20 protein-coding genes, 3 pseudogenes and 1 riboswitch are annotated in these 17,792 nt (G+C 37.7%); of the genes and pseudogenes, 6 read left to right on the top strand and 17 right to left on the bottom strand.

Going from position 1 to position 17,792, the window contains the following annotated elements; all coding sequences use genetic code 11:
• Positions 1–168: 168 nt before the first annotated feature.
• Both ISX45_RS20120 and ISX45_RS18285 read right to left on the bottom strand, forming a co-directional pair.
• On the bottom strand, positions 169–345 hold the full coding sequence (locus tag ISX45_RS20120) for a GNAT family N-acetyltransferase (RefSeq protein WP_323744648.1): 177 nt from the start codon (positions 343–345) through the stop codon (positions 169–171).
• Positions 346–365: 20 nt separating this feature from the next.
• Complete coding sequence (locus tag ISX45_RS18285; protein ID WP_323744647.1) at positions 366–734, bottom strand: GNAT family N-acetyltransferase; 369 nt, start codon at positions 732–734, stop codon at positions 366–368.
• Between the two features lie 294 nt (positions 735–1,028).
• Between ISX45_RS18285 and ISX45_RS19780 the strand changes: the two genes are divergently transcribed.
• The 3 genes from ISX45_RS19780 (at position 1,029) to ISX45_RS18270 (ending at position 3,825) form a co-directional block, all read left to right on the top strand.
• Positions 1,029–1,292 carry a metal ABC transporter permease gene (locus ISX45_RS19780; RefSeq protein ID WP_228485588.1) on the top strand — a complete coding sequence of 88 codons (264 nt, stop codon included), beginning with the start codon at positions 1,029–1,031 and terminating at the stop codon, positions 1,290–1,292.
• Between the two features lie 559 nt (positions 1,293–1,851).
• Positions 1,852–1,941: riboswitch (cyclic di-GMP riboswitch) on the top strand.
• A 121-nt stretch (positions 1,942–2,062) separates the two neighbouring features.
• Positions 2,063–2,554, top strand: a complete 492-nt coding sequence (locus ISX45_RS18275) for a chemotaxis protein CheW (protein ID WP_181557188.1) — start codon at positions 2,063–2,065, stop codon at positions 2,552–2,554.
• Complete coding sequence (locus tag ISX45_RS18270) at positions 2,551–3,825, top strand: methyl-accepting chemotaxis protein (protein WP_194519592.1); 1,275 nt, start codon at positions 2,551–2,553, stop codon at positions 3,823–3,825. The genes ISX45_RS18275 and ISX45_RS18270 overlap by 4 nt, the downstream gene beginning before the upstream one ends.
• Before the next feature lie 1,204 nt (positions 3,826–5,029).
• On the opposite strand, the gene ISX45_RS18260 is transcribed toward ISX45_RS18270, so the two are convergent.
• The 8 genes from ISX45_RS18260 to ISX45_RS18225 form a co-directional block, all read right to left on the bottom strand.
• Positions 5,030–5,293 carry a hypothetical protein gene (locus ISX45_RS18260; protein ID WP_181557185.1) on the bottom strand — a complete coding sequence of 88 codons (264 nt, stop codon included), beginning with the start codon at positions 5,291–5,293 and terminating at the stop codon, positions 5,030–5,032.
• Between the two features lie 473 nt (positions 5,294–5,766).
• On the bottom strand, positions 5,767–6,264 hold the full coding sequence (locus tag ISX45_RS18255) for a DUF5946 family protein (protein WP_228485587.1): 498 nt from the start codon (positions 6,262–6,264) through the stop codon (positions 5,767–5,769).
• A gap of 371 nt (positions 6,265–6,635) precedes the next feature.
• Positions 6,636–6,881, bottom strand: coding sequence for a hypothetical protein (locus ISX45_RS18250; protein ID WP_194519591.1), 246 nt, complete (start codon positions 6,879–6,881; stop codon positions 6,636–6,638).
• A 72-nt stretch (positions 6,882–6,953) separates the two neighbouring features.
• Positions 6,954–7,490 (bottom strand): BA5345 family protein, encoded by a 537-nt coding sequence (locus tag ISX45_RS18245; protein ID WP_194519590.1) that lies wholly within the window; start codon positions 7,488–7,490, stop codon positions 6,954–6,956.
• Between the two features lie 486 nt (positions 7,491–7,976).
• Positions 7,977–8,837 carry an oxidoreductase gene (locus ISX45_RS18240; RefSeq protein ID WP_194519589.1) on the bottom strand — a complete coding sequence of 287 codons (861 nt, stop codon included), beginning with the start codon at positions 8,835–8,837 and terminating at the stop codon, positions 7,977–7,979.
• A 111-nt stretch (positions 8,838–8,948) separates the two neighbouring features.
• Positions 8,949–9,416 carry a GNAT family N-acetyltransferase gene (locus ISX45_RS18235; protein WP_194519588.1) on the bottom strand — a complete coding sequence of 156 codons (468 nt, stop codon included), beginning with the start codon at positions 9,414–9,416 and terminating at the stop codon, positions 8,949–8,951.
• A 199-nt stretch (positions 9,417–9,615) separates the two neighbouring features.
• Entirely contained in the window at positions 9,616–9,765 is a 150-nt protein-coding gene (locus ISX45_RS18230; protein ID WP_194519587.1) for an IS3 family transposase, read from the bottom strand.
• A 535-nt stretch (positions 9,766–10,300) separates the two neighbouring features.
• On the bottom strand, positions 10,301–10,450 hold the full coding sequence (locus ISX45_RS18225) for a hypothetical protein (protein ID WP_194519586.1): 150 nt from the start codon (positions 10,448–10,450) through the stop codon (positions 10,301–10,303).
• Between the two features lie 139 nt (positions 10,451–10,589).
• On the opposite strand from ISX45_RS18225, the gene ISX45_RS18220 reads away from it, so the two are divergent.
• Positions 10,590–10,835, top strand: a complete 246-nt coding sequence (locus ISX45_RS18220) for a WGxxGxxG family protein (RefSeq protein WP_194519585.1) — start codon at positions 10,590–10,592, stop codon at positions 10,833–10,835.
• Positions 10,836–11,084: 249 nt separating this feature from the next.
• Here the strand turns inward: ISX45_RS18220 and ISX45_RS18215 are convergent, their stop codons facing one another.
• Positions 11,085–11,597, bottom strand: coding sequence for a DUF3231 family protein (locus ISX45_RS18215; RefSeq protein WP_194519584.1), 513 nt, complete (start codon positions 11,595–11,597; stop codon positions 11,085–11,087).
• A 193-nt stretch (positions 11,598–11,790) separates the two neighbouring features.
• Positions 11,791–12,254, bottom strand: a pseudogene (locus tag ISX45_RS18210) (ArpU family phage packaging/lysis transcriptional regulator).
• Between the two features lie 171 nt (positions 12,255–12,425).
• Between ISX45_RS18210 and ISX45_RS18205 the strand changes: the two are divergent.
• Positions 12,426–12,715: pseudogene (locus ISX45_RS18205) on the top strand (L,D-transpeptidase).
• 215 nt (positions 12,716–12,930) lie between these two features.
• Here the strand turns inward: ISX45_RS18205 and ISX45_RS18200 are convergent.
• From ISX45_RS18200 to ISX45_RS18185, 4 genes are all read right to left on the bottom strand, one after another.
• Entirely contained in the window at positions 12,931–13,395 is a 465-nt protein-coding gene (locus ISX45_RS18200; protein WP_194519583.1) for a hypothetical protein, read from the bottom strand.
• 68 nt (positions 13,396–13,463) lie between these two features.
• Positions 13,464–14,048 (bottom strand): TetR/AcrR family transcriptional regulator, encoded by a 585-nt coding sequence (locus tag ISX45_RS18195; protein WP_194519582.1) that lies wholly within the window; start codon positions 14,046–14,048, stop codon positions 13,464–13,466.
• Positions 14,049–14,304: 256 nt separating this feature from the next.
• On the bottom strand, positions 14,305–14,454 hold the full coding sequence (locus tag ISX45_RS18190; RefSeq protein ID WP_194519581.1) for a hypothetical protein: 150 nt from the start codon (positions 14,452–14,454) through the stop codon (positions 14,305–14,307).
• Positions 14,455–14,479: 25 nt separating this feature from the next.
• Positions 14,480–14,662, bottom strand: coding sequence for a DUF3954 domain-containing protein (locus tag ISX45_RS18185; RefSeq protein ID WP_407649676.1), 183 nt, complete (start codon positions 14,660–14,662; stop codon positions 14,480–14,482).
• 536 nt (positions 14,663–15,198) lie between these two features.
• On the opposite strand from ISX45_RS18185, the pseudogene ISX45_RS19985 reads away from it, so the two are divergent.
• Positions 15,199–16,345 (top strand): annotated as a pseudogene (locus ISX45_RS19985) (site-specific integrase).
• A 58-nt stretch (positions 16,346–16,403) separates the two neighbouring features.
• Here the strand turns inward: ISX45_RS19985 and rlmD are convergent.
• Positions 16,404–17,780: a 23S rRNA (uracil(1939)-C(5))-methyltransferase RlmD gene (rlmD, locus tag ISX45_RS18175; protein ID WP_194519580.1), complete on the bottom strand. Its 1,377-nt coding sequence runs from the start codon at positions 17,778–17,780 to the stop codon at positions 16,404–16,406.
• Positions 17,781–17,792 lie beyond the last annotated feature (12 nt).

Below are 17,792 nucleotides of genomic sequence, written 5' to 3'. Positions count from 1 at the left end.
TTTTTCCTGTTTCGCAGCATCGAGATGATGCTTCCGATCCGACAGAAGACATACATTTTCTTGGCAAAACATCCCTGAGATTTTCTGTTTCACCTTCACCATCCACGAATCTCGCCCGGCTCGGCTGGCTGTCAAATGGGACATCGCGATCCCGACGAAGATATGCATTCATTTATTTTTATACTCATTTTTGAGAATTGAATAAACAGCCATATCACGAAACTTTCCTTTTATAAAATATTTTTCCCGTAATATTCCTTCCAACTTCATCCCTAACTTTTGTAAAACCCTTTGAGAACGAACATTTTCAACCATACAAGGAGCTTCAATTTTGTTTAGTTCCATTCTATTAAAACCGAATTGAATTACTTTTTTCCAGTCTCAACAATCAGACCTTTTCCCCAATAATCCTTCGATAGTATAAATCCAATCTCAGCACGATAATGACTTGGAGACCAATCAACAAAATCAATTGTACCAATTACTTTATTATTCTCCTTTAACGCTATTGCCCAAGGAGCTAACTTTCCCACTTCATATTGCTTTAGGATATAGTTTATAAAATTATATGAGTCTTCAACGGAGCGATGCGCCTCCCAAGGTACAAATCTTGATACTTCTGGTTTAGAAGCATAATCAAACATATCCTGTGCATCATCTAAAGTAAATTTATGAAGGATAAGTCTCTCTGTTTCAAGTGTTGGTAAATCACTAAAAATATCTCTTATTTTCATTGATTCCACCACCGACAACTATTTTTTACCATTAACATTTCTCGTTCTTTAAAGATTATCCTCCTTCGACTCTACTGCCTATTACTTCAACAAGAAAAGCACCACTTCCTAACCAATGCAATGCTCCCTGTCGCATGAAAGGAGAACACCCAATGGAGATGCTTCACTTTGGGTTCATGCAACGAGCATTTTGGGCTGATGGATTCATTGCCGTTATAACTCCCGGCGGCAGTCCTTAATGGCTGATACACTATCTCACATTTCCCTAGTGGAGGTGCGCTTGGCTTAATAAATATGGTCACTATTCTTGTCATCATTGTTGGTGCACTTGTCATTGAATATATGAGGAATGCCTATCGAACATATTCAGAAGTGTCTGTTGCGATCCTTATGGCTGCGGGATTATCTCTAGCACTTGTTCTCATGAGTCCGAATCAAACCTATTTAGGTCTATTATTACAATCAGCAAAGAACAACTGCATTATCAGTCTTATATATTGTATCCCACCGTCATATGCACGTATTAACCTTCAACGAGGATACAGCCTTTACAAGTGATCTCTCTAGCATGACAATTGGTATCATTAGGATGTTTCTAGGACTTACATCTTCTTGTAAGCTAGGTACCCCTCGTGGCGCAACCATTAGGCCCTTTGGAAATGCAGTCGCCTCAGCAGAAAACAGTTGTAGTTCTCTTGCAAAAAATACATTAATAAAATCTTAGAAGTGAGATCTTGTTTTCAAGATGTCATTATATTTGCACCAGACCTCATTTTCTGTATGACATCTGTAAAAAGTGAAGAATCTCAAAACAAAAACGAGATCTTATACAGATCTCGTTAGTTTCTTTACATAACCACGTTATTAAAAAGAGCACACACAGCAAAAGCCTCTTGGGCACCAAGAGGCTTTATCTCATCCGTTTTTACGCTAAAGAAACACAGCTTATATCCTGAATATTTTTGTTTAATAGTCCAACAATACTATTTGTTTTTTTATTTTGTCAATATATATCAAAAAATAGCTCTATTTGGCTATATCATTTTTACTATAAACTTTGCTAATATCTTATTGCAGTATTATTAGACAAATTTCTACAAATTTATACAAACAATTTAATATTGATCGGCAAACTACTCGAAAGGGTACGACGCAAAGCTAAAGGGGCTAAATCTACTTTCAATAGACATGCCAGCCAGTTGCCCTTCTTATGAAGAATTATTATGATTTTTTAAGAAGGCTCTTATCATTGTCTAATCAACTGTCCTCTTTAGATGTTAGAGGACAGTTTTTTAGTTTAAGTAATTACAATTTAGAAAGGAGTTGTGATGATGGAGCAGAACATAAAATGTGTCGTTATCAAGCTACATAACGAACAATTTGGAATTGATATTCACCAAGTTCGTTCTATTGAGCGATTGCAAAGTATCACAGTCCTTCCTCATACTCCCCCCTATGTCAAAGGGATTATGAATCTGCGTGGAAATGTGATTCCTGTAATCGATTTACGCCAACGCCTTTCAATAGAATCGAATTCGTATACTGATCAAACGAGATTAGTAGTAGTAACAATCAAGGAGATAGATGTAGGGCTTATTGTCGATGCCGCAAATGAAGTAATGGATATCGCCGGAGAACAAATTCAACCTACGCCTACTATTACCCAAAACAAAAAAATCGATTTTTTATATGGAATAGCAAAATTAGAAAATCAAATTTTAATCCTATTAGATGTAGAAAAATTGTTAGGCAATGATGAACTCATTTATTTAGAGCAGCTAAAAGAGCTGAAAGAAAACCTAGGAGTGGAGGATGAATGATGAAAAGCCTTCGGTTAAAGATTATTAGTGGATTTTTCGTTGTTATTTTATTGTTTACCATCGTGTCAATTTTGGGTTTAAAAGAACTTAATCAGTTAACTGCGAATGGAACAGAAAACGGACATACCTTTATAGTAACCCTCACTATTATTGCTATTATTCTCAGCTTGGCGATTTCCATTGTCCTTTCCAACATGATTGTAAAACCGCTTTCCCAGGTAGTAGAACGTATGAAAATGGTAGCAGAAGGAGATTTATCAGCAAAACTGCTTGAAACAAAATCAAACGATGAGATTGGTCAATTAACTCAATCAATGAATGAAATGATTTCAAACTTGCGAAATATCGTTGGTGAAGTAAGAAATACAGCGGAACAAGTAGCTGCATCTTCAGAGGAATTAACAGCAAGCGCAGATCAGACAACAGCAGCAACGGAACAAGTCTCTTCTGCGATTCAGCAAGTGGCAAGCGGAGCTGAATCGCAAACGAATCAAATTGAGCGAAATGTTACTTCGTTAGAAGAAATTGCACAAGGAATTATCCGGGTTGCCGATAGTTCTAATCAGGTTACAGAGCTCGCAAAACACACTACTCAACAAGCTGAAGATGGCGGAAATTCTGTTGTACGTACAGTTGAGCAAATGAATTCAATCTACACAGCGGTTATCGAATCTGACAAAATAGTTAAGTCTTTATATGAACGTTCAAAAGAGATTAGCAAAATTCTTGATGTGATTAGTGGAATTGCCGATCAAACAAACCTTCTTGCTTTAAATGCAGCAATTGAAGCAGCAAGAGCGGGAGAACACGGAAAAGGCTTTGCAGTCGTAGCTGATGAAGTACGAAAACTTGCTGAACAATCGCAAACATCAGCAAAACAAATAGCCGACTTAATTACAAAAATCCAATATGACACAGAAAACTCTGTAAAATCTATGTCGGAAGTTTCGAAAAACGTAGAAAGTGGTCTTGAAACATCAAAAGAAACAGCTGAGAAGTTTGCACAAATCGTTCAAAATATGAAAGATATTGCGCCACAAATAGAAGAAATTTCTGCAACCGCTCAACAAATTTCTGCAGGAGTACAAGAAGTAACATCGACAGCGCATGAGCTTACGGCGATTGCAAGAGAAAATGCAGCTACATCTGAAGAAGTTGCTGCTTCTACAGAAGAGCAGCTGGCCTCAATGGAGGAAATTACTTCTTCAGCAAAAATGCTTGCAACGATGGCAGAAGAATTGCGAGAAGTGGTTCATAAATTTAACCTATAAAATGGGGATGCATCCCCATTTTATAGAACAATAAACATTCAGAATCCATAAACCCAGAAGGCGATCGTGAAATAATACTAAGACTATTAAAGAAATCATGACCAACATTTATCTATGAATGTATTTTAACCGATATATCGCTTATCTAATGAAGAAATGCTTCTAAGGACGTGTATCGTTTAATGATTTATTCCCCTCTCGATTGCATTGAGTTTATTGACCTCACTGCATATTCTCTCCATGTGCTCATCACGTTCTCGTTCGAAGTCTGCTTTTTTGATTGCCGCGTTTTCTGTAGATGAATAAAAAGCATTCGTGTCGCTTGGCAGCACGAGAGAGTACGTTTGTGCCACGCGTGGCAGGAATTCGTCCGGAATCGTCAACTATACATGCGATATTTTTCAAACGCTGTCTCGACTGCTTCGCTTGTTTTTTCTCCGTTCGTATCGCGTAAAAACAACAATTGAGAAAATCGTTTCCCCACTCCCCCTTGTTGTTATCATGTAGTTAGAAGGCCATTGCATATGCCGAAAAAAGTCCTGGCTTTTTTATTTTTTGTATCAAGCACTTCAATAGTGGAAATAAATCTTAATGGAACAAGGTCAATCCATCCGCTTGAATAATCTTGTACTTGTACACCCTATAATGACCTTGTTCCTTTTTACGCCTATAACCTCGGCTCCTCCGCATCCAAGGAAACTCAACTGTCATTTTGTTTCCTATTACAGTCCCAAGTTTTCATATCTCCATATAATAAAGTCTAGAAAACTCATCTCAATGTCTTTTCCTTCTTTGATCTCTAGCTTTACAACTATCTTCCTTGTTAATTCCTCTTCTGAACTTTTTGTTTCCATATTAAATACTAATCCCTCTAAACTTCTTATTTGATACATTGTTATTGATTTGACTTACTATCCTGGAAAATAGATTTGGTAAAAAAGGATTGCTATGACTCCGAGGGGGTAAACGAGAAGTTGCAATCTCATCTCCCCCCATAACCTTCCATTCTTTTGGAAGCTGTATAAATGGCTCAACTACCATCTTTTTCAGGAATTTTTAACACTGCTACATCATATTCATCACTACAAACCATAGCAATAGGTATAGTAATAATCCCAGCATGAAATTTATCCTCTCTTTTTGTTAAACAGCATAGAAAAATTAGGAGATAGATTAATAAAATCCTCAACTATATAAAATTGATTTAACTTTTCAACTTCATAACAAGTATAAAATCTCCAAATAATAAACAGATTCCTATTAAAGTTAAAATGATTCTATAAACCCAATATGGTAAGAGAAGTCTTAGTGCATTTAGAAGAAAAAGGCCTCCGGTTTGGTCACCTGAACCAAAATTTTGTTCAACAAACTTTGAATGAAAACTTTTATTGTACTTTAATGCTAAGAATAGGGAAGTTAACCCCATAATCCCCAAGAAAATAATCACTCCTAAATCATTGCTAGACATGATGTCAACCCCTCGCTTTTCCATCATATTACACATTTTTATACGCATTTTTTGGAAAAATGGTTTCAGATATAACAAAATTTTCATTCATGCATATTTACTTATTGGAACTTACACATACTATTTTTTATTGCAAACTCCCGTCAAGTCCACATGTATTCCTGAAGAATCAACACATACACCACTGCCAAACCTCAAAAATTAAGATGCTGTTCTAATCTTTTTCTCAACTGCAAACGCAGCCACCGCCGGTTTAACTTTTTATAGAGATTTGATAATTTTACAGGTACCCCACTTTCCTACTTTTAACGTCACAGCATATTTACCCACTATTTTAAGAGGAGGATGCTTTATAAAGCAGTACTTATGACACTGTATCGTCCTAATGCAAAACAAAAAGGTCAACATCTTTTCAATGTTGACCTGTTCTTCAACTAGCTCGTTAGTTCTATAAGAGTATTTTTTAGATCAATCTATTTTAACAAAGATTGTGAAATATTCTTTACCCAGTTGTGTTGATGTTCCCAACACTGCCACACATCATACATCCATTCTCTAAGCATAGCATCTCGATTTTTCCCTGGTTGCTCTTTCAAAACGTCATTAACAGTTAGTGAATAGGGCTTGCTGGGGAGTTGTAACGACGGCCAGTTATATTTTCGTCGACTAAGCAGCATATGCACTCGCTGCACTTGTTTTCCAGTGTAACCAAGCTCAACCGCATAATATAATCCAATTAATGAAAAAGCAATTGTGATATTTTTCATACCACCGCCTGCGTGCTGTGCACTGTATGCATCGATAGCGTGCTGATGCATAAAATCGATGTCTTGTTTACTCATCGTATACAGGCTAAGTTCACTGTATTTTTGGTAACATTCTCCCGTCGCATTAAAACGATACGGCAATTCTATTCGTCGATCGGGTAGCATTAGCCCGCAACCAGGGCATTTGATAATCTGTTCATTCATTTTCTTCACCCTTTTCATTACTTTCACCTTAACTGCCACTGTTTTTACCTATAATAACATACTCTTATGCTGAACTCCCTTCTTCATCTAACCTGTCATTTGGTTGAACAAGCATTACTTCACGATTCCTATTGTGTACTTAAATCTTGTCGTCCATTTTCTCTCAAGTAAGCGCCAATCCTCTCTTTCAAGTCCGGCCGTCTGCTAATCACAAGTCATAAGTATATGCTCCGTCTAGAAATACGTTGTACTAAATATGCCGCTTGTCCAAAATCTCCAGCCCTCTTACATACCTCCTGATCGCAAGTCGTCTCATGCTTGCTGCATCAGTGTTATTCGTTCTTTTAATTGTTGCAATTCCTCTTCTGGTGTTAATGGCCGATCAACATATTCATATGCAAGTTGCTCAATGATAAGCGTAACGACCAATCTATCTTAACAGAAACAATATCAACATCTGCTGACGTGATTCGCTTCTTCTTAAGACCGGTTCTGGCATCAACACTGCTTCCTGTACGTGCTGCTATGGTAAAACTCACGCGCTTTCTTATCACAAATACGTTCATCGTAATATCGATGTCGCTCTGCCTTATCTTGTTGTTCTTTGTGCTATGCATAATACCTTCCTCAGTCGGATTGGAACAAAGTTTAGGCTTGCTCGGCCCTCCGAGAAAAAAGCAAAAGCGCCATTAATGGCGCTCGATAGTTCTTTTTATAAAAAATTTTAAGTTTGCTTCGAAATATTTTTGATTAACGTGGACAATTATTACGAATAAAAAATTAATGGCTGAAATAATTAAGCCAGCTAATGTATTTGAATACAAATATAGTATAGCTACAACCGTTAACATAGATAACCCATTGCTATACTTTAGTGCTCTTAATTCATGCACCCGTGATAATAAATGACGATACCTTTCTCTAATTTTTTCTCCGTTGTCAGCACCAATAATTTTACTGTCTAAGTCATACTCTTCCTTAAAATACTTGTCCCATTTATGACTTATAACAAAACCAAAAAGCATACTTATTTGATGGATAAGATAACCAACTGGAACTCCAATCCCTGCAAGAATCGCACTTAAACTCAGGATTGTTAAACCATATTTAGTTTTTAGACTGACTAATAATTCTGGTGTACTAAAGATGAAATAAGAAATTAGGCTAATAATATAGATCCATCCTGGAATACCCCATCTAATAATGTGCTTTGTTTCAACATTCATATATCATCACCAATTTTAATATTCAACAAAAAGAGATATTTTCCTTCATTATACAAATAAAAAACACCCCGAAGGATGTTTTATTAGGTAAATATTTTTTGAACTAACTCCATTACTGCATTGGAAAATCCTTATATTGCAATCTGCTGTTAATTAATTCACTTTATCCATTACTTTTCTCCACCTACTTTCAGCTTCTTTTTTCGTTTTAGAAACAGCAACATCGATTGATTCTTTTAGTGATTCCGCAATCTCAACACTTCTCACAAGCAATGGTATGGCATCATTTAAACGAGAAATATTACATTCTATGTTTTTAATGTTTAGCTCTGTTATCGTTTGTTGATTTTTGACAAAAAGAAAAACCGCCTATAATAAGAGCGGTTAATTGAACTATCGAACCCCATTAGTGAAGTAACAAAAAATATTGTCGGACTGTAATTTTGCTGAACCGTAAACTCCGGCTCTTCACTCTATCTTTTTCCATCATGATCCCTTCCAAAAACGTTTTGTCACTATCCGCTCCCACCACTTCCACGGCAGTACATTTTTCAAGACAATTCCTAACTTCACGCCTTTGCCAACCGGATACCGCAATTTCGGATAGGGAGACTTTGCTACTTGCACAATTTGTTGGATCACTTCATCCGGAGCAGGTGCCGTGTCAGCAACTTGGTTGACATATTTCAAAATTTCCTTCATCTCTTTAACATAAGGAGAATTCGGATTGATCGTTACCGCTCCCAATCCCTTTGACCAGATATCCGTTTTATAGGATCCCGGTTCAATCAAAACTACATGAACGCCGTACGGTAGCATCTCCATACGCAAAGACTCGCTGAATCCTTCCACCGCAAACTTGGATGCCACATAAGGTCCCATAGAGGGGAATCCGATCCGTCCGCTGATACTGCTTATATTCACAATCTTGCCGCTTCTGCGTTTCCTCATCGACGGCAAAACAGCTTTCGTCACTGCCACCAAACCGAAAAAATTGGTTTCAAATTGCCGCCGCCATTCTTCAACAGCAAGTTCCTCCGTGAAGCCGCCTGCTGCATACCCCGCATTGTTCACCAACAGATCAATTCGTCCGTAACGATGAATCACATCCTGAATCACAGCTTCCGCGGCGGAAAAATCGGTCACATCCAATTGGATTATCTCAATCCGATCTGTTACACCCGCTTCTTTAGCCGCTGCTTCCAGCCGTCCTTTGTTATCCAAGTCTCTCATTGAAGCCAGCACGCGATATCCTTCGCTGGCAAGTGCCACACTTGTCAGCAAACCAAAGCCGCTTGAAGCTCCTGTAACAAATGCAACAGGTTGTTTGTCGAAAGTCTGATTCACAAGATTCCCTCCAACTTCTCTTGATGATAGCATTGGGATCTTTACAAGAATAATGTAGTTTATTAGTTCAATAAAAATAACGAAAATCAACATTAACGTTTAAATTACTCATTACAATACTTTCTCCATATCCAGCATTGGAGAAAATCCAATACTTTCATAGATTCTCCTGCCCTGTGAACTGGCCCATAGTCGAGCCCTTTTTGCTCCTCTCTCTTTTAGCCAGGAACAGACTTCTTCCACCAATTGAGAAGCCAAACCTTTTTTTCGGTGATTGTTCATTGTATAAACACAAATTACCCAACCAAAAGGGGTTTGTTCTTCACTTAGAGGAGTGGCATACTCCATTCTAATAAGTCCCCCTGCACACGCCACAATATTTCCATTCTCATCAACCGCAACCCTAAACCCCAGATTATTCTCTTCACTCTCCTTAATAAATAAGTTTCTAATTTCGTGAACACGTTCAATGCTTGGTATAGGTATACCATCCTTTTCTCCCATCTCACATGCCATCTTAAACCAATATTCTGCAAGCAATGGAAGCTCGCTTTTTGTTGCCCATCTTGTTATATACATCACATATTCCACCTGTATATTCTTCATTTTACTTAGATATTGATATTCAATATTGTTTCTTTTAATCCCCCTTCTTCAACCAGACTGATCCGTTAGTTGAAGTAGAAAATCAACCTCATTTCTTTAACAGATCATTTAAATAGAAAACGCTACCCCGATCGTGGTCTTACCCCTGTCAAGTAGACAGCCTTGAAAAAGACTATGCAGCCAGCATTAACCGGTACACAAGCTTATGATTGATGACATCTCCTTGTTTTTTAAGCACAGTTGTTATACGTGGACATCCATATTCAGGGTGAGCTTGATGGATATCCATCATATGATCTTTTATATCTTGTTCTTTCTTCATTCTTTCCCTACGGATGTCTATATCAAGCACGACTAACACCTGCGATGTCAACCAATAGTGTGATAGGGTAAACTCATTTCATGGATGATTTGAAAACACTGGGACTTCGTAATGTCACCTCCATTTAGATTTCAATAACGCTTTTTTAAGTATTCGGTTTGAGCTTTGCTTCCACACTCCTACATTTAGTCTTAGGACGACCACGGAATGGATGATCGATCCTTGATTTTTTCCCATGCTGATCCGTTAAAGATTCACCCGATCTGTATTTCTTCCCCTAATTTTTTAATTGTGTAGAACTCTTAAAACCTCATTCTTTTGAAATTAAATGATCGCTTCCATCCCCCTTCATACATCATGACGGCTTTTCTTTTCAATTCCTCTGTGTAATGGTTAAACGTTTGTCCTTTTCTAACCATATAAAAATCCCTTTCAAACAGAAGTGTAACACTCACGAGGTATATTCGTGGGCTTTTTTACACTGTCTACTTAAAGGTGGGTAATATCAATTTCCCGGTCTTTTTGTATGTCTTATTCAACTATCGATCCCCGTTAGTGGAATAACAAAGTAATCCCCAATTTCTACCTTCATCCATTTGATAATTACTACTTTCCCTTCTTGTATAGAACGGTCTATGCCTCGTAAATGCGATTGATTTCCCGTTTTTTTTACATCTGTAATCAATCGTTACTTCCTTGTTCCTGAAGTAACGCATTTGTTTTTTGAATAAGTTACCCCTAAATGGCTCCTTTATATCTACAGAATAATTATTCTTTTGATTGCACATATTAAAGTTAACAATTATTAAAAGGAGGTGAAAACCGTGTTAAAAAAAATTCTCAATTCATTTTGTGCTCTATCAGTTACAGTAATGCTTTTTGGGGTAGCTGTTTATGCTCAAAATAACGACATTGATATCGATAACAATACAAACAAAATAACTCACATGGCTCAGAATGCAGACGTGACTGATAACGATGATGATGACGATACAGATTGGGGTTGGATTGGTTTAGTTGGTTTAGCAGGACTGTTAGGATTAAGAAGAAGAAATGACAGAAGAGATTAGAATTAATAAATTGATCTTTTTCAATTCTAATATACCGAAAAAAGACAAACTCATCTAGTTGAGTTTGTCATCAAACTAACTAAGGATCCTTTGGATCCTTTTCTTATGGGGAAATTTCCTGATGGTTACTTCTTTATTAAACTAAAATTCCCGTTAGCTGAACAAGAAAATCAACAACATTCTTTAAAAGAGCCAAAAAGTAAAAGCTTGCGGCACGCAAGCTTTTAGATAAACATATTAAAGCTCCTTTTAACAATCCGAGCTTTTCACATTGAGCGGCGGTGGAACTAGCCAACCTTTTTCTTTGTTCATTCTAAGCAATGTAGCACCATATTGTGCTTTTTTCATGTGAAATTGACCATACATTAAAGCAATATCTTCCCTGATGCACTGCCCCATAATTGTACTACATGCCACTAAACCCTGCGCAATATCTTTAGCAAGCATTGCAGCGATTTCCGGGTCAGTAAATCTCGCACCTGCAGGAATGTCTTCCCAACACGCTTTTGGCCGTTCTGGCGGTGATGGTGGAAGTGCTATTCCATTTTCTTTTAACAAGTTTTCTGTTCCTTGTATTTCCGGTTTTAGAACGTTTTCAATACTATCCTCAATAAAACGTTTTAAATCTTCATCACCTGTATGGTTGAGTAATGTTTGATACCCAGCTACTAATCCTTTAGCCACTAGTAAATGCGACCATACACCAAATATTTCTCCGTAGTGCATCGGCTCTTCTTTTGGATTACCACTTAAAATTCCCATAATAACCCTCCTAAAAAAATTCATAATATCACCTTTTCGTTAGCTATTATGGATTAATTAAAATACAATTATGCAAAGAAAAGTGAAGTTTTCAAGTACGAAAACTGCTGGACGATGGTACTGTCAAGAAGTTTGTGTAATGCATGATAAGGTAGATTAACCTCTTCTGGATCACGCATCAGCTGAACAAAATTCATGATGAAGCCACCTCACTTTCTCCCTTTTTATAGACCTCAACTTTTAGAGCAAAAGCAAGCTTATAGAACGCCCTTGACTTGATACACGATAATACTTCCGCTCGCTCATTCCCATCTCATTGTAAAGCTCGTAATCATACATCTCCTCATCGCTCAAGTATCGCTTGATAGTTAACTCCCTTTCTCTCGGACTAAGCCGATTCACTCCTCGTCTAATCCATTCCATATATTCATCACGTTCGCGTTCAAAATCCACCTTGTCAATCACTGCTGTTTCTGTAAATGAATGAAAAACATTGGTGTTAGCAGGAGAGACAAGTGAATATGTCGCTGTCACCTTTGGGAGCTTTTCCTCCGGAACCGCAAGGAGATAAAATCTGTATTTCTCCAACGCCGCCTCTACTCGCTTTTTTGTTGCATCGCAATCAATTTCCGGCAATTGAAATGATATTTGTTTCATCTTGCTGACCTCCTCAATATTAAATAAAAAAGGACACCAAACGGCTATAAGCCATTCAGTGCCCTCGGTTCTTCCGTAAGGCTTTTATATTCTTGATTTCACTGGTTTAATACTATTTGCTTTTAACTGACCTTCAAGCTCTTTAATTCTTTTTCTAAGCTTTAAGACTGTATCTTCAATGGAAACAGGCTTATTAAAACTTACCCAATTGCAGTTAGAAAAATATTGTCACCAACACCTTTTGGGACATACACGATTATCAATAAACAACGTAATCCCGGCGGACCATTTGGAGTGCTTTGGATGAGATTGTCAAAACCCCATTACGGTATACACGGAACAAATAACCCACTTCTATCGGTAAGAATGTCTCACATGGATGTATTAGAATGTTTAATCATGATGTTCTAGAATTATCATCTAGAGTTCCAATTGGTACTAGGGTTACTATTCATAAATGATTCTGTTAATCTCGCCCCCTTTACTGCATAGTTTGTGTCAAATAAGCAATACCATGTTGAAGATGATAACTAAAAAAGATACAATTCCTTGTACTAGAATTGCGCCCGATTGTTTAAGAAGGTTGAAAGTACAATTTAATATATAAAATAGCAACGAATTACAATCGAATGAGGGAACGTGTTGATTAATATCTTAAACCAATTTATACAAACATTTATATTTGAAAAGGGAAAACAGTTAATATTATAGCTAATACAAGAATAATTTTAGACAACAACTCGACTAGGCGATGCTCTTTATTTTGCTCTGAACTATTAACAGCAGCATCTCCCTTCTCCAAAAGTCTCTTCTTCAATGATTTATCTACAATGAACTTCCAAAGTAACAACAAAAGTATTATGGCTACCAAGCCTAGATGCCAATAAGAATATTGGATTCTCATGCCAATTCGAATAAAGTCCAAAACCATCATTACCGTAGTAGCTACAAATGCAACTTTGTTATATCTATTCCAAGCATTAATAGAAATTGCCTCAGTTGATTTAACAATCTCTTTTCTATCTTTTCGTGATAATTGCTGTAACAACAGTGGACGTACACAAGCTGCCATAATGATTCCTCCACCGACAATAATAGCCAGTGAAACTCGTTCAATGGACATAAGAATTACCTCTAACATAAAATACTCCCCTTTTTTCGTTGATTAATGTATGCAAGTACATACTTTCTCAAAAGTTAAAAATTAAACTAGAGTGCTAACCCTCTAGTAAAAACTTCAACAATGTTCTTTAAAAATTCTTCTTCAGTTAAATCAGTAATCTGGGTACCATGTTGTGAACGAGACATAAAAAAGCCAAAATTCATCCAAATTAATGCCATTGCTTGAGCTTCAACATTTGTTTCAAACAAAATCCCTTTCTCTCTCATTGTATTAAAATATTCAATTAAAATTTCTTTCAATTTCCGTGGAATATCTCCAATTTGTTGTTTCAGTTCTGGAAATGAGTCTCCTTCTTTTAAACCAATCATAATTAAATCACGGTTTTCGCATAAAAGTTGTTGATACAACTTAGAAAACATCAATAAGTCTTTTTCTAAATCCCACTCAACCTTTTCTTTTATAGCTTCTGAAAGTGTAGAAACATATGATACCTTTTCAAAAACAGCTTTTACCATTCCCTTCTTATTGTTGAAATGACGAAATAATGTTACTTCATTTACACCAGCTTCCTGTGCAATTGCACGGGTAGTTGCTCCTTTAAATCCTTTTTCCCTAATTAATTTTAAAGTTGCTTGTAAAATTCTTTCACGAGTATCTAAATGTTCTTCCATTAGTAACTCCTCTTTATGAATGCAAGTAATTGCTTACATCATAAAAAGAATTTCTATTTATGTCAAGTTACATATAAAGAATTACTGCAAGTCAGGAATAAATTTTTGTTTTTTCTTATTTAACCTTCCCCTTTAATTAAATAAAATAAGACAGATATCCTTATTAGAGGATAGCGCCCTATTGCTGAATAAAGATATTCTCATTGATATTCCAAGTAGTTACTCTTTTATTGCATTTAATGGTCGAACTGTGACGTTAATCTTGTTTAAATTCTTCAAGCCAAACATGCGGAAAATCTTCATCAGATTCATCAAAGTTTTGGTACAAATACTTATAACACTCGAACTTACTATCACTTTCAAACAACGTTTCATTAGTTCGCTCATCATAAACCCTATATTTCATATCATTTTCTCCTTCACAATATGTGTCAAATCCTCACTCTCTCACTTTTAATCACATCTAAAACCTTTCCATCTTTCCAGATGGTTGTATATTCACCAAAGCCACTTGGGGGAGCATCTATTTTCGTCAATTGTCCGTCTTTGACAATGTACATAGCATTGCTTCTCAAATCTATCTCAGCCGTCATTTTTTCTATGTTGATATTCACCGGAATCCCTCCCGTGCTATACTTAATATAGCGATCTGTTAGCCGGGAGAAGTCCTGGCTTTTTGTTTTTTACGCATATACCTCACAAATAAACTCGACTCGATTAATATCAATCTCACGAGCTTTCTTAATCTGCTTAAAAACCTCGATTGCTTTCGTTATGTCCTTCTCATCCGTCACAACGTTTTGATGTAAAAGAGCTGCTAAAGGAACCTTTCCAATGAATCGACCACAAATATTTTTTCATTCCGTCCCCTCCCCGTTCAGTTTTCTTCGGATCAACCGTGTATGCATTCGAAAATTCCTGAAAATATTTTGCGTGCTCAAAAGCAAGATGTTGTGACGGTGAATGCCCGCAATATCGTTCACAACCATATTTCAAGCACGCTTGATAACCGCCCCATGTAAGTCCGGATTTCTAAAAGAATTTCGGTCATAGCACATTCCAAAGGAAAAATGCAATAAATTATACCAAAAACCATCTGGAAAACGTTTTAACATAACAATATCAACATCACCCGAAAGGAGGAACAACAATGGCCTATTTCCGCAAAGTACCTGCCAAAAACGCGAAGGGATATACATGGTCTGTTACGGTAGATTTAGGACGCGACCCTATAACAGGGAAACGGCGACAAACCACACGTCGTGGTTTTGCGACGAAGAAAGAAGCAGAGAAAACAGCCAACGAACTCATCGCCCAGGCAGAAAAAGGTGTAAACATCATCAATCAAAATATGTCTGTAGAAGAATACTTAAAAGATTGGATTGAGCTATCTGCTAAACGAAAAATAAAAGAAACAACTTTAAAAAATTACGTAAGGGCGATTAATCATCGAATTATTCCGTCTCTAGGCAAAATTCCGCTGCGTAAATTGACCGCTGCACAATGCCAACAATTCATTAATGCCCTTATAGATGAGGGATTATCAGAACGATATATCGAGTATATCTATATTGTTTTGTACGGAGCATTGCAAAAAGCAATTGAGTGGGATTTAATCCTAGTGAATCCACTAACTAAAGTGGACGTTCCTCGAGTCAGAAAAAGAAAGTATGTGACATGGACGCGAGAAGAACTCAATCGTTTTTTAAGTTTCGCTAAATTAGAAAACATCATATACTACACAGCCTTTCTAACTGCAGCCTATACCGGAATGCGCCGCGGTGAGCTTTTGGAGCTGAAATGGCAGGACATTGATTTTGACCACTCACGGATCCATATTCAGCGAAACTTAAATTTACGACGAAGACGGATTTCGATTTGGAGATTTGAAAACAGAAGCTTCCCAGCGCATTATTGCAATGGATGATTTTCTCTTAAAAGAGTTGAAGAGATATAAAGCCAAACAAGCTGAGATTAAATTGATTGTCGGAAACCAATACGAAGACAATGACCTGGTCTTTGCTCGTGAAACGGGAAAACCGATTTTTCCTCGTACGTTAACAGATATTTTCAATCGTGTTATAAAAGCCGCCGGAGTAAAGAAAATACGTTTTCATGACCTAAGGCATACTCATGCCACATTACTCCTTGAGGCAGGTGCAGACTTAAAAGAAGTACAGGCTCGTTTAGGACATGCCTCTATCAAAACGACCGGCGACGTATACGCCCACGTAACGAAAGAAATGGAGGAAAAAACTGCACGTCTATTTAGGGATTTTATACGAAAAAACGGCTAAGTGGCACAAATGTGGTCAAAATGTGGTCAAATGCCACTTAGCCTTCTTTAAAATCCTTTTATTTCAAGGTTAGTTTCGCCACACACTCCACATGGGCGGTATGTGGAAACATGTCGACAGGCTGGATGTAGTCGATAGTGTATCGCTCCAATAACGTGTCAACATCTCGTGCTAGGCTTGATGGATTGCAGGAGACGTAAACGACGGTTTTGGGCTTTACTTGAAGAATGGTTTTTAATAATTGTTCGTCACATCCGGTTCTTGGTGGGTCGACGACGATAACATCCGGCTTCCACCCAGCTTTGATCCATTGAGGGAGCAGCACTTCCGCCTTTCCCGTCACATACATCGTATTTGTCAACCCGTGTCTTTCCGCATTTTTCTTCGCATCTTCAATTGCTTCCGGAATCGTATCCATTCCGCGAATTTCCCCCGCTTCTTTCGCAAGCCAAAGCCCGATCGTCCCGACTCCACAGTATGCATCGACGACCTTTTCGTTCCCCGTCAATGCTGCGGCTCGTTTCACTTCATCATACAATTTCACCGTTTGAATCGGATTTAATTGAAAAAATGCCCGCGCTGACAGCTCAAACGATAAATCTCCTAGCACTTCTTGAATGTATTCTTCCCCTTCTAGCAACAATGTTTCTTTGCCGAAAATGAGAGATGTTTTCTCTCCATTAATATTTTGCACAATCGATTTGACTTCCGGAAGTCGGCGCTTTATTTCTGCAATGAATAGCTCTCTGCGCGGAATTTCTTTTTTCGTTGTGATCAGTACAAGCTGCACATCTCCCGTATGAAAGCCGACTCTTGCGACAATCGTCCGCACAAGTCCGGTTCGTGTCCTCTCATCGTAAATCGGAATGCGCAAGTCTTGTAAAATCGTTTTGACGATATTGGTGACGCGATTCGTTGCCTGATGTTGAATAAAACATTCCGATATATCAATTAATTGATGAGAATTAAGCCCATAAAGGCCGGCAATGACGTTTTCTTTTCTCTTTCCGACTTGAAACTGACTTTTATTGCGATAATACCAAGGGTTGTCCATGCCGATCGCCGGTTGAATCCGCAGCGTTTCAACAGGAAGACGGCAATGGCGCTCAAACGCTTGAATAACGATATCACGTTTTTCACGAAGCTGGGATTCGTAATCCAAATGTTGAAGTTGACAGCCACCACATTGTTCATAAACGGGACAACGCGGTGTAACGCGATGCGGCGAGCGTTTCCGGATTTTTTTGATTTTCGCTTCTGCGTATTTTCGATGAATGTTCGTTGCTTCCACGACTACTTCTTCTCCCGGAAGCGCCCCCGGCACAAAAACCACTTGCTTTTTAAAATAACCGACACCTTCCCCGTTAATGCCGAGGCGCTTAATCGTCAGCGGAAACTGTTGTCCTTTCTTGATGTGAATTGTCGCTTTGTCCATATCTCCAACTCC

It is taken from the genome of Thermaerobacillus caldiproteolyticus, assembly GCF_015326725.1.
GTDB lineage: Bacteria > Bacillota > Bacilli > Bacillales > Anoxybacillaceae > Thermaerobacillus > Thermaerobacillus caldiproteolyticus.
This window is presented reverse-complemented; position numbering and strand designations above follow the sequence as displayed.

Excerpts from the sequence above, each read along its gene's own strand:
- ISX45_RS20120 (WP_323744648.1), bottom strand. The coding sequence starts at position 345 with ATGGAACTAAACAAAATTGAAGCTCCTTGTATGGTTGAAAATGTTCGT.
- ISX45_RS18285 (WP_323744647.1), bottom strand. The coding sequence starts at position 734 with ATGAAAATAAGAGATATTTTTAGTGATTTACCAACACTTGAAACAGAG.
- ISX45_RS19780 (WP_228485588.1), top strand. The coding sequence starts at position 1,029 with ATGGTCACTATTCTTGTCATCATTGTTGGTGCACTTGTCATTGAATAT.
- ISX45_RS18275 (WP_181557188.1), top strand. The coding sequence starts at position 2,063 with ATGATGGAGCAGAACATAAAATGTGTCGTTATCAAGCTACATAACGAA.
- ISX45_RS18270 (WP_194519592.1), top strand. The coding sequence starts at position 2,551 with ATGATGAAAAGCCTTCGGTTAAAGATTATTAGTGGATTTTTCGTTGTT.
- ISX45_RS18260 (WP_181557185.1), bottom strand. The coding sequence starts at position 5,293 with ATGTCTAGCAATGATTTAGGAGTGATTATTTTCTTGGGGATTATGGGG.
- ISX45_RS18255 (WP_228485587.1), bottom strand. The coding sequence starts at position 6,264 with ATGAATGAACAGATTATCAAATGCCCTGGTTGCGGGCTAATGCTACCC.
- ISX45_RS18250 (WP_194519591.1), bottom strand. The coding sequence starts at position 6,881 with ATGCATAGCACAAAGAACAACAAGATAAGGCAGAGCGACATCGATATT.
- ISX45_RS18245 (WP_194519590.1), bottom strand. The coding sequence starts at position 7,490 with ATGAATGTTGAAACAAAGCACATTATTAGATGGGGTATTCCAGGATGG.
- ISX45_RS18235 (WP_194519588.1), bottom strand. The coding sequence starts at position 9,416 with ATGTATATAACAAGATGGGCAACAAAAAGCGAGCTTCCATTGCTTGCA.
- ISX45_RS18230 (WP_194519587.1), bottom strand. The coding sequence starts at position 9,765 with ATGAAGAAAGAACAAGATATAAAAGATCATATGATGGATATCCATCAA.
- ISX45_RS18215 (WP_194519584.1), bottom strand. The coding sequence starts at position 11,597 with ATGGGAATTTTAAGTGGTAATCCAAAAGAAGAGCCGATGCACTACGGA.
- ISX45_RS18200 (WP_194519583.1), bottom strand. The coding sequence starts at position 13,395 with ATGTTAGAGGTAATTCTTATGTCCATTGAACGAGTTTCACTGGCTATT.
- ISX45_RS18195 (WP_194519582.1), bottom strand. The coding sequence starts at position 14,048 with ATGGAAGAACATTTAGATACTCGTGAAAGAATTTTACAAGCAACTTTA.
- ISX45_RS18190 (WP_194519581.1), bottom strand. The coding sequence starts at position 14,454 with ATGAAATATAGGGTTTATGATGAGCGAACTAATGAAACGTTGTTTGAA.
- rlmD (WP_194519580.1), bottom strand. The coding sequence starts at position 17,780 with ATGGACAAAGCGACAATTCACATCAAGAAAGGACAACAGTTTCCGCTG.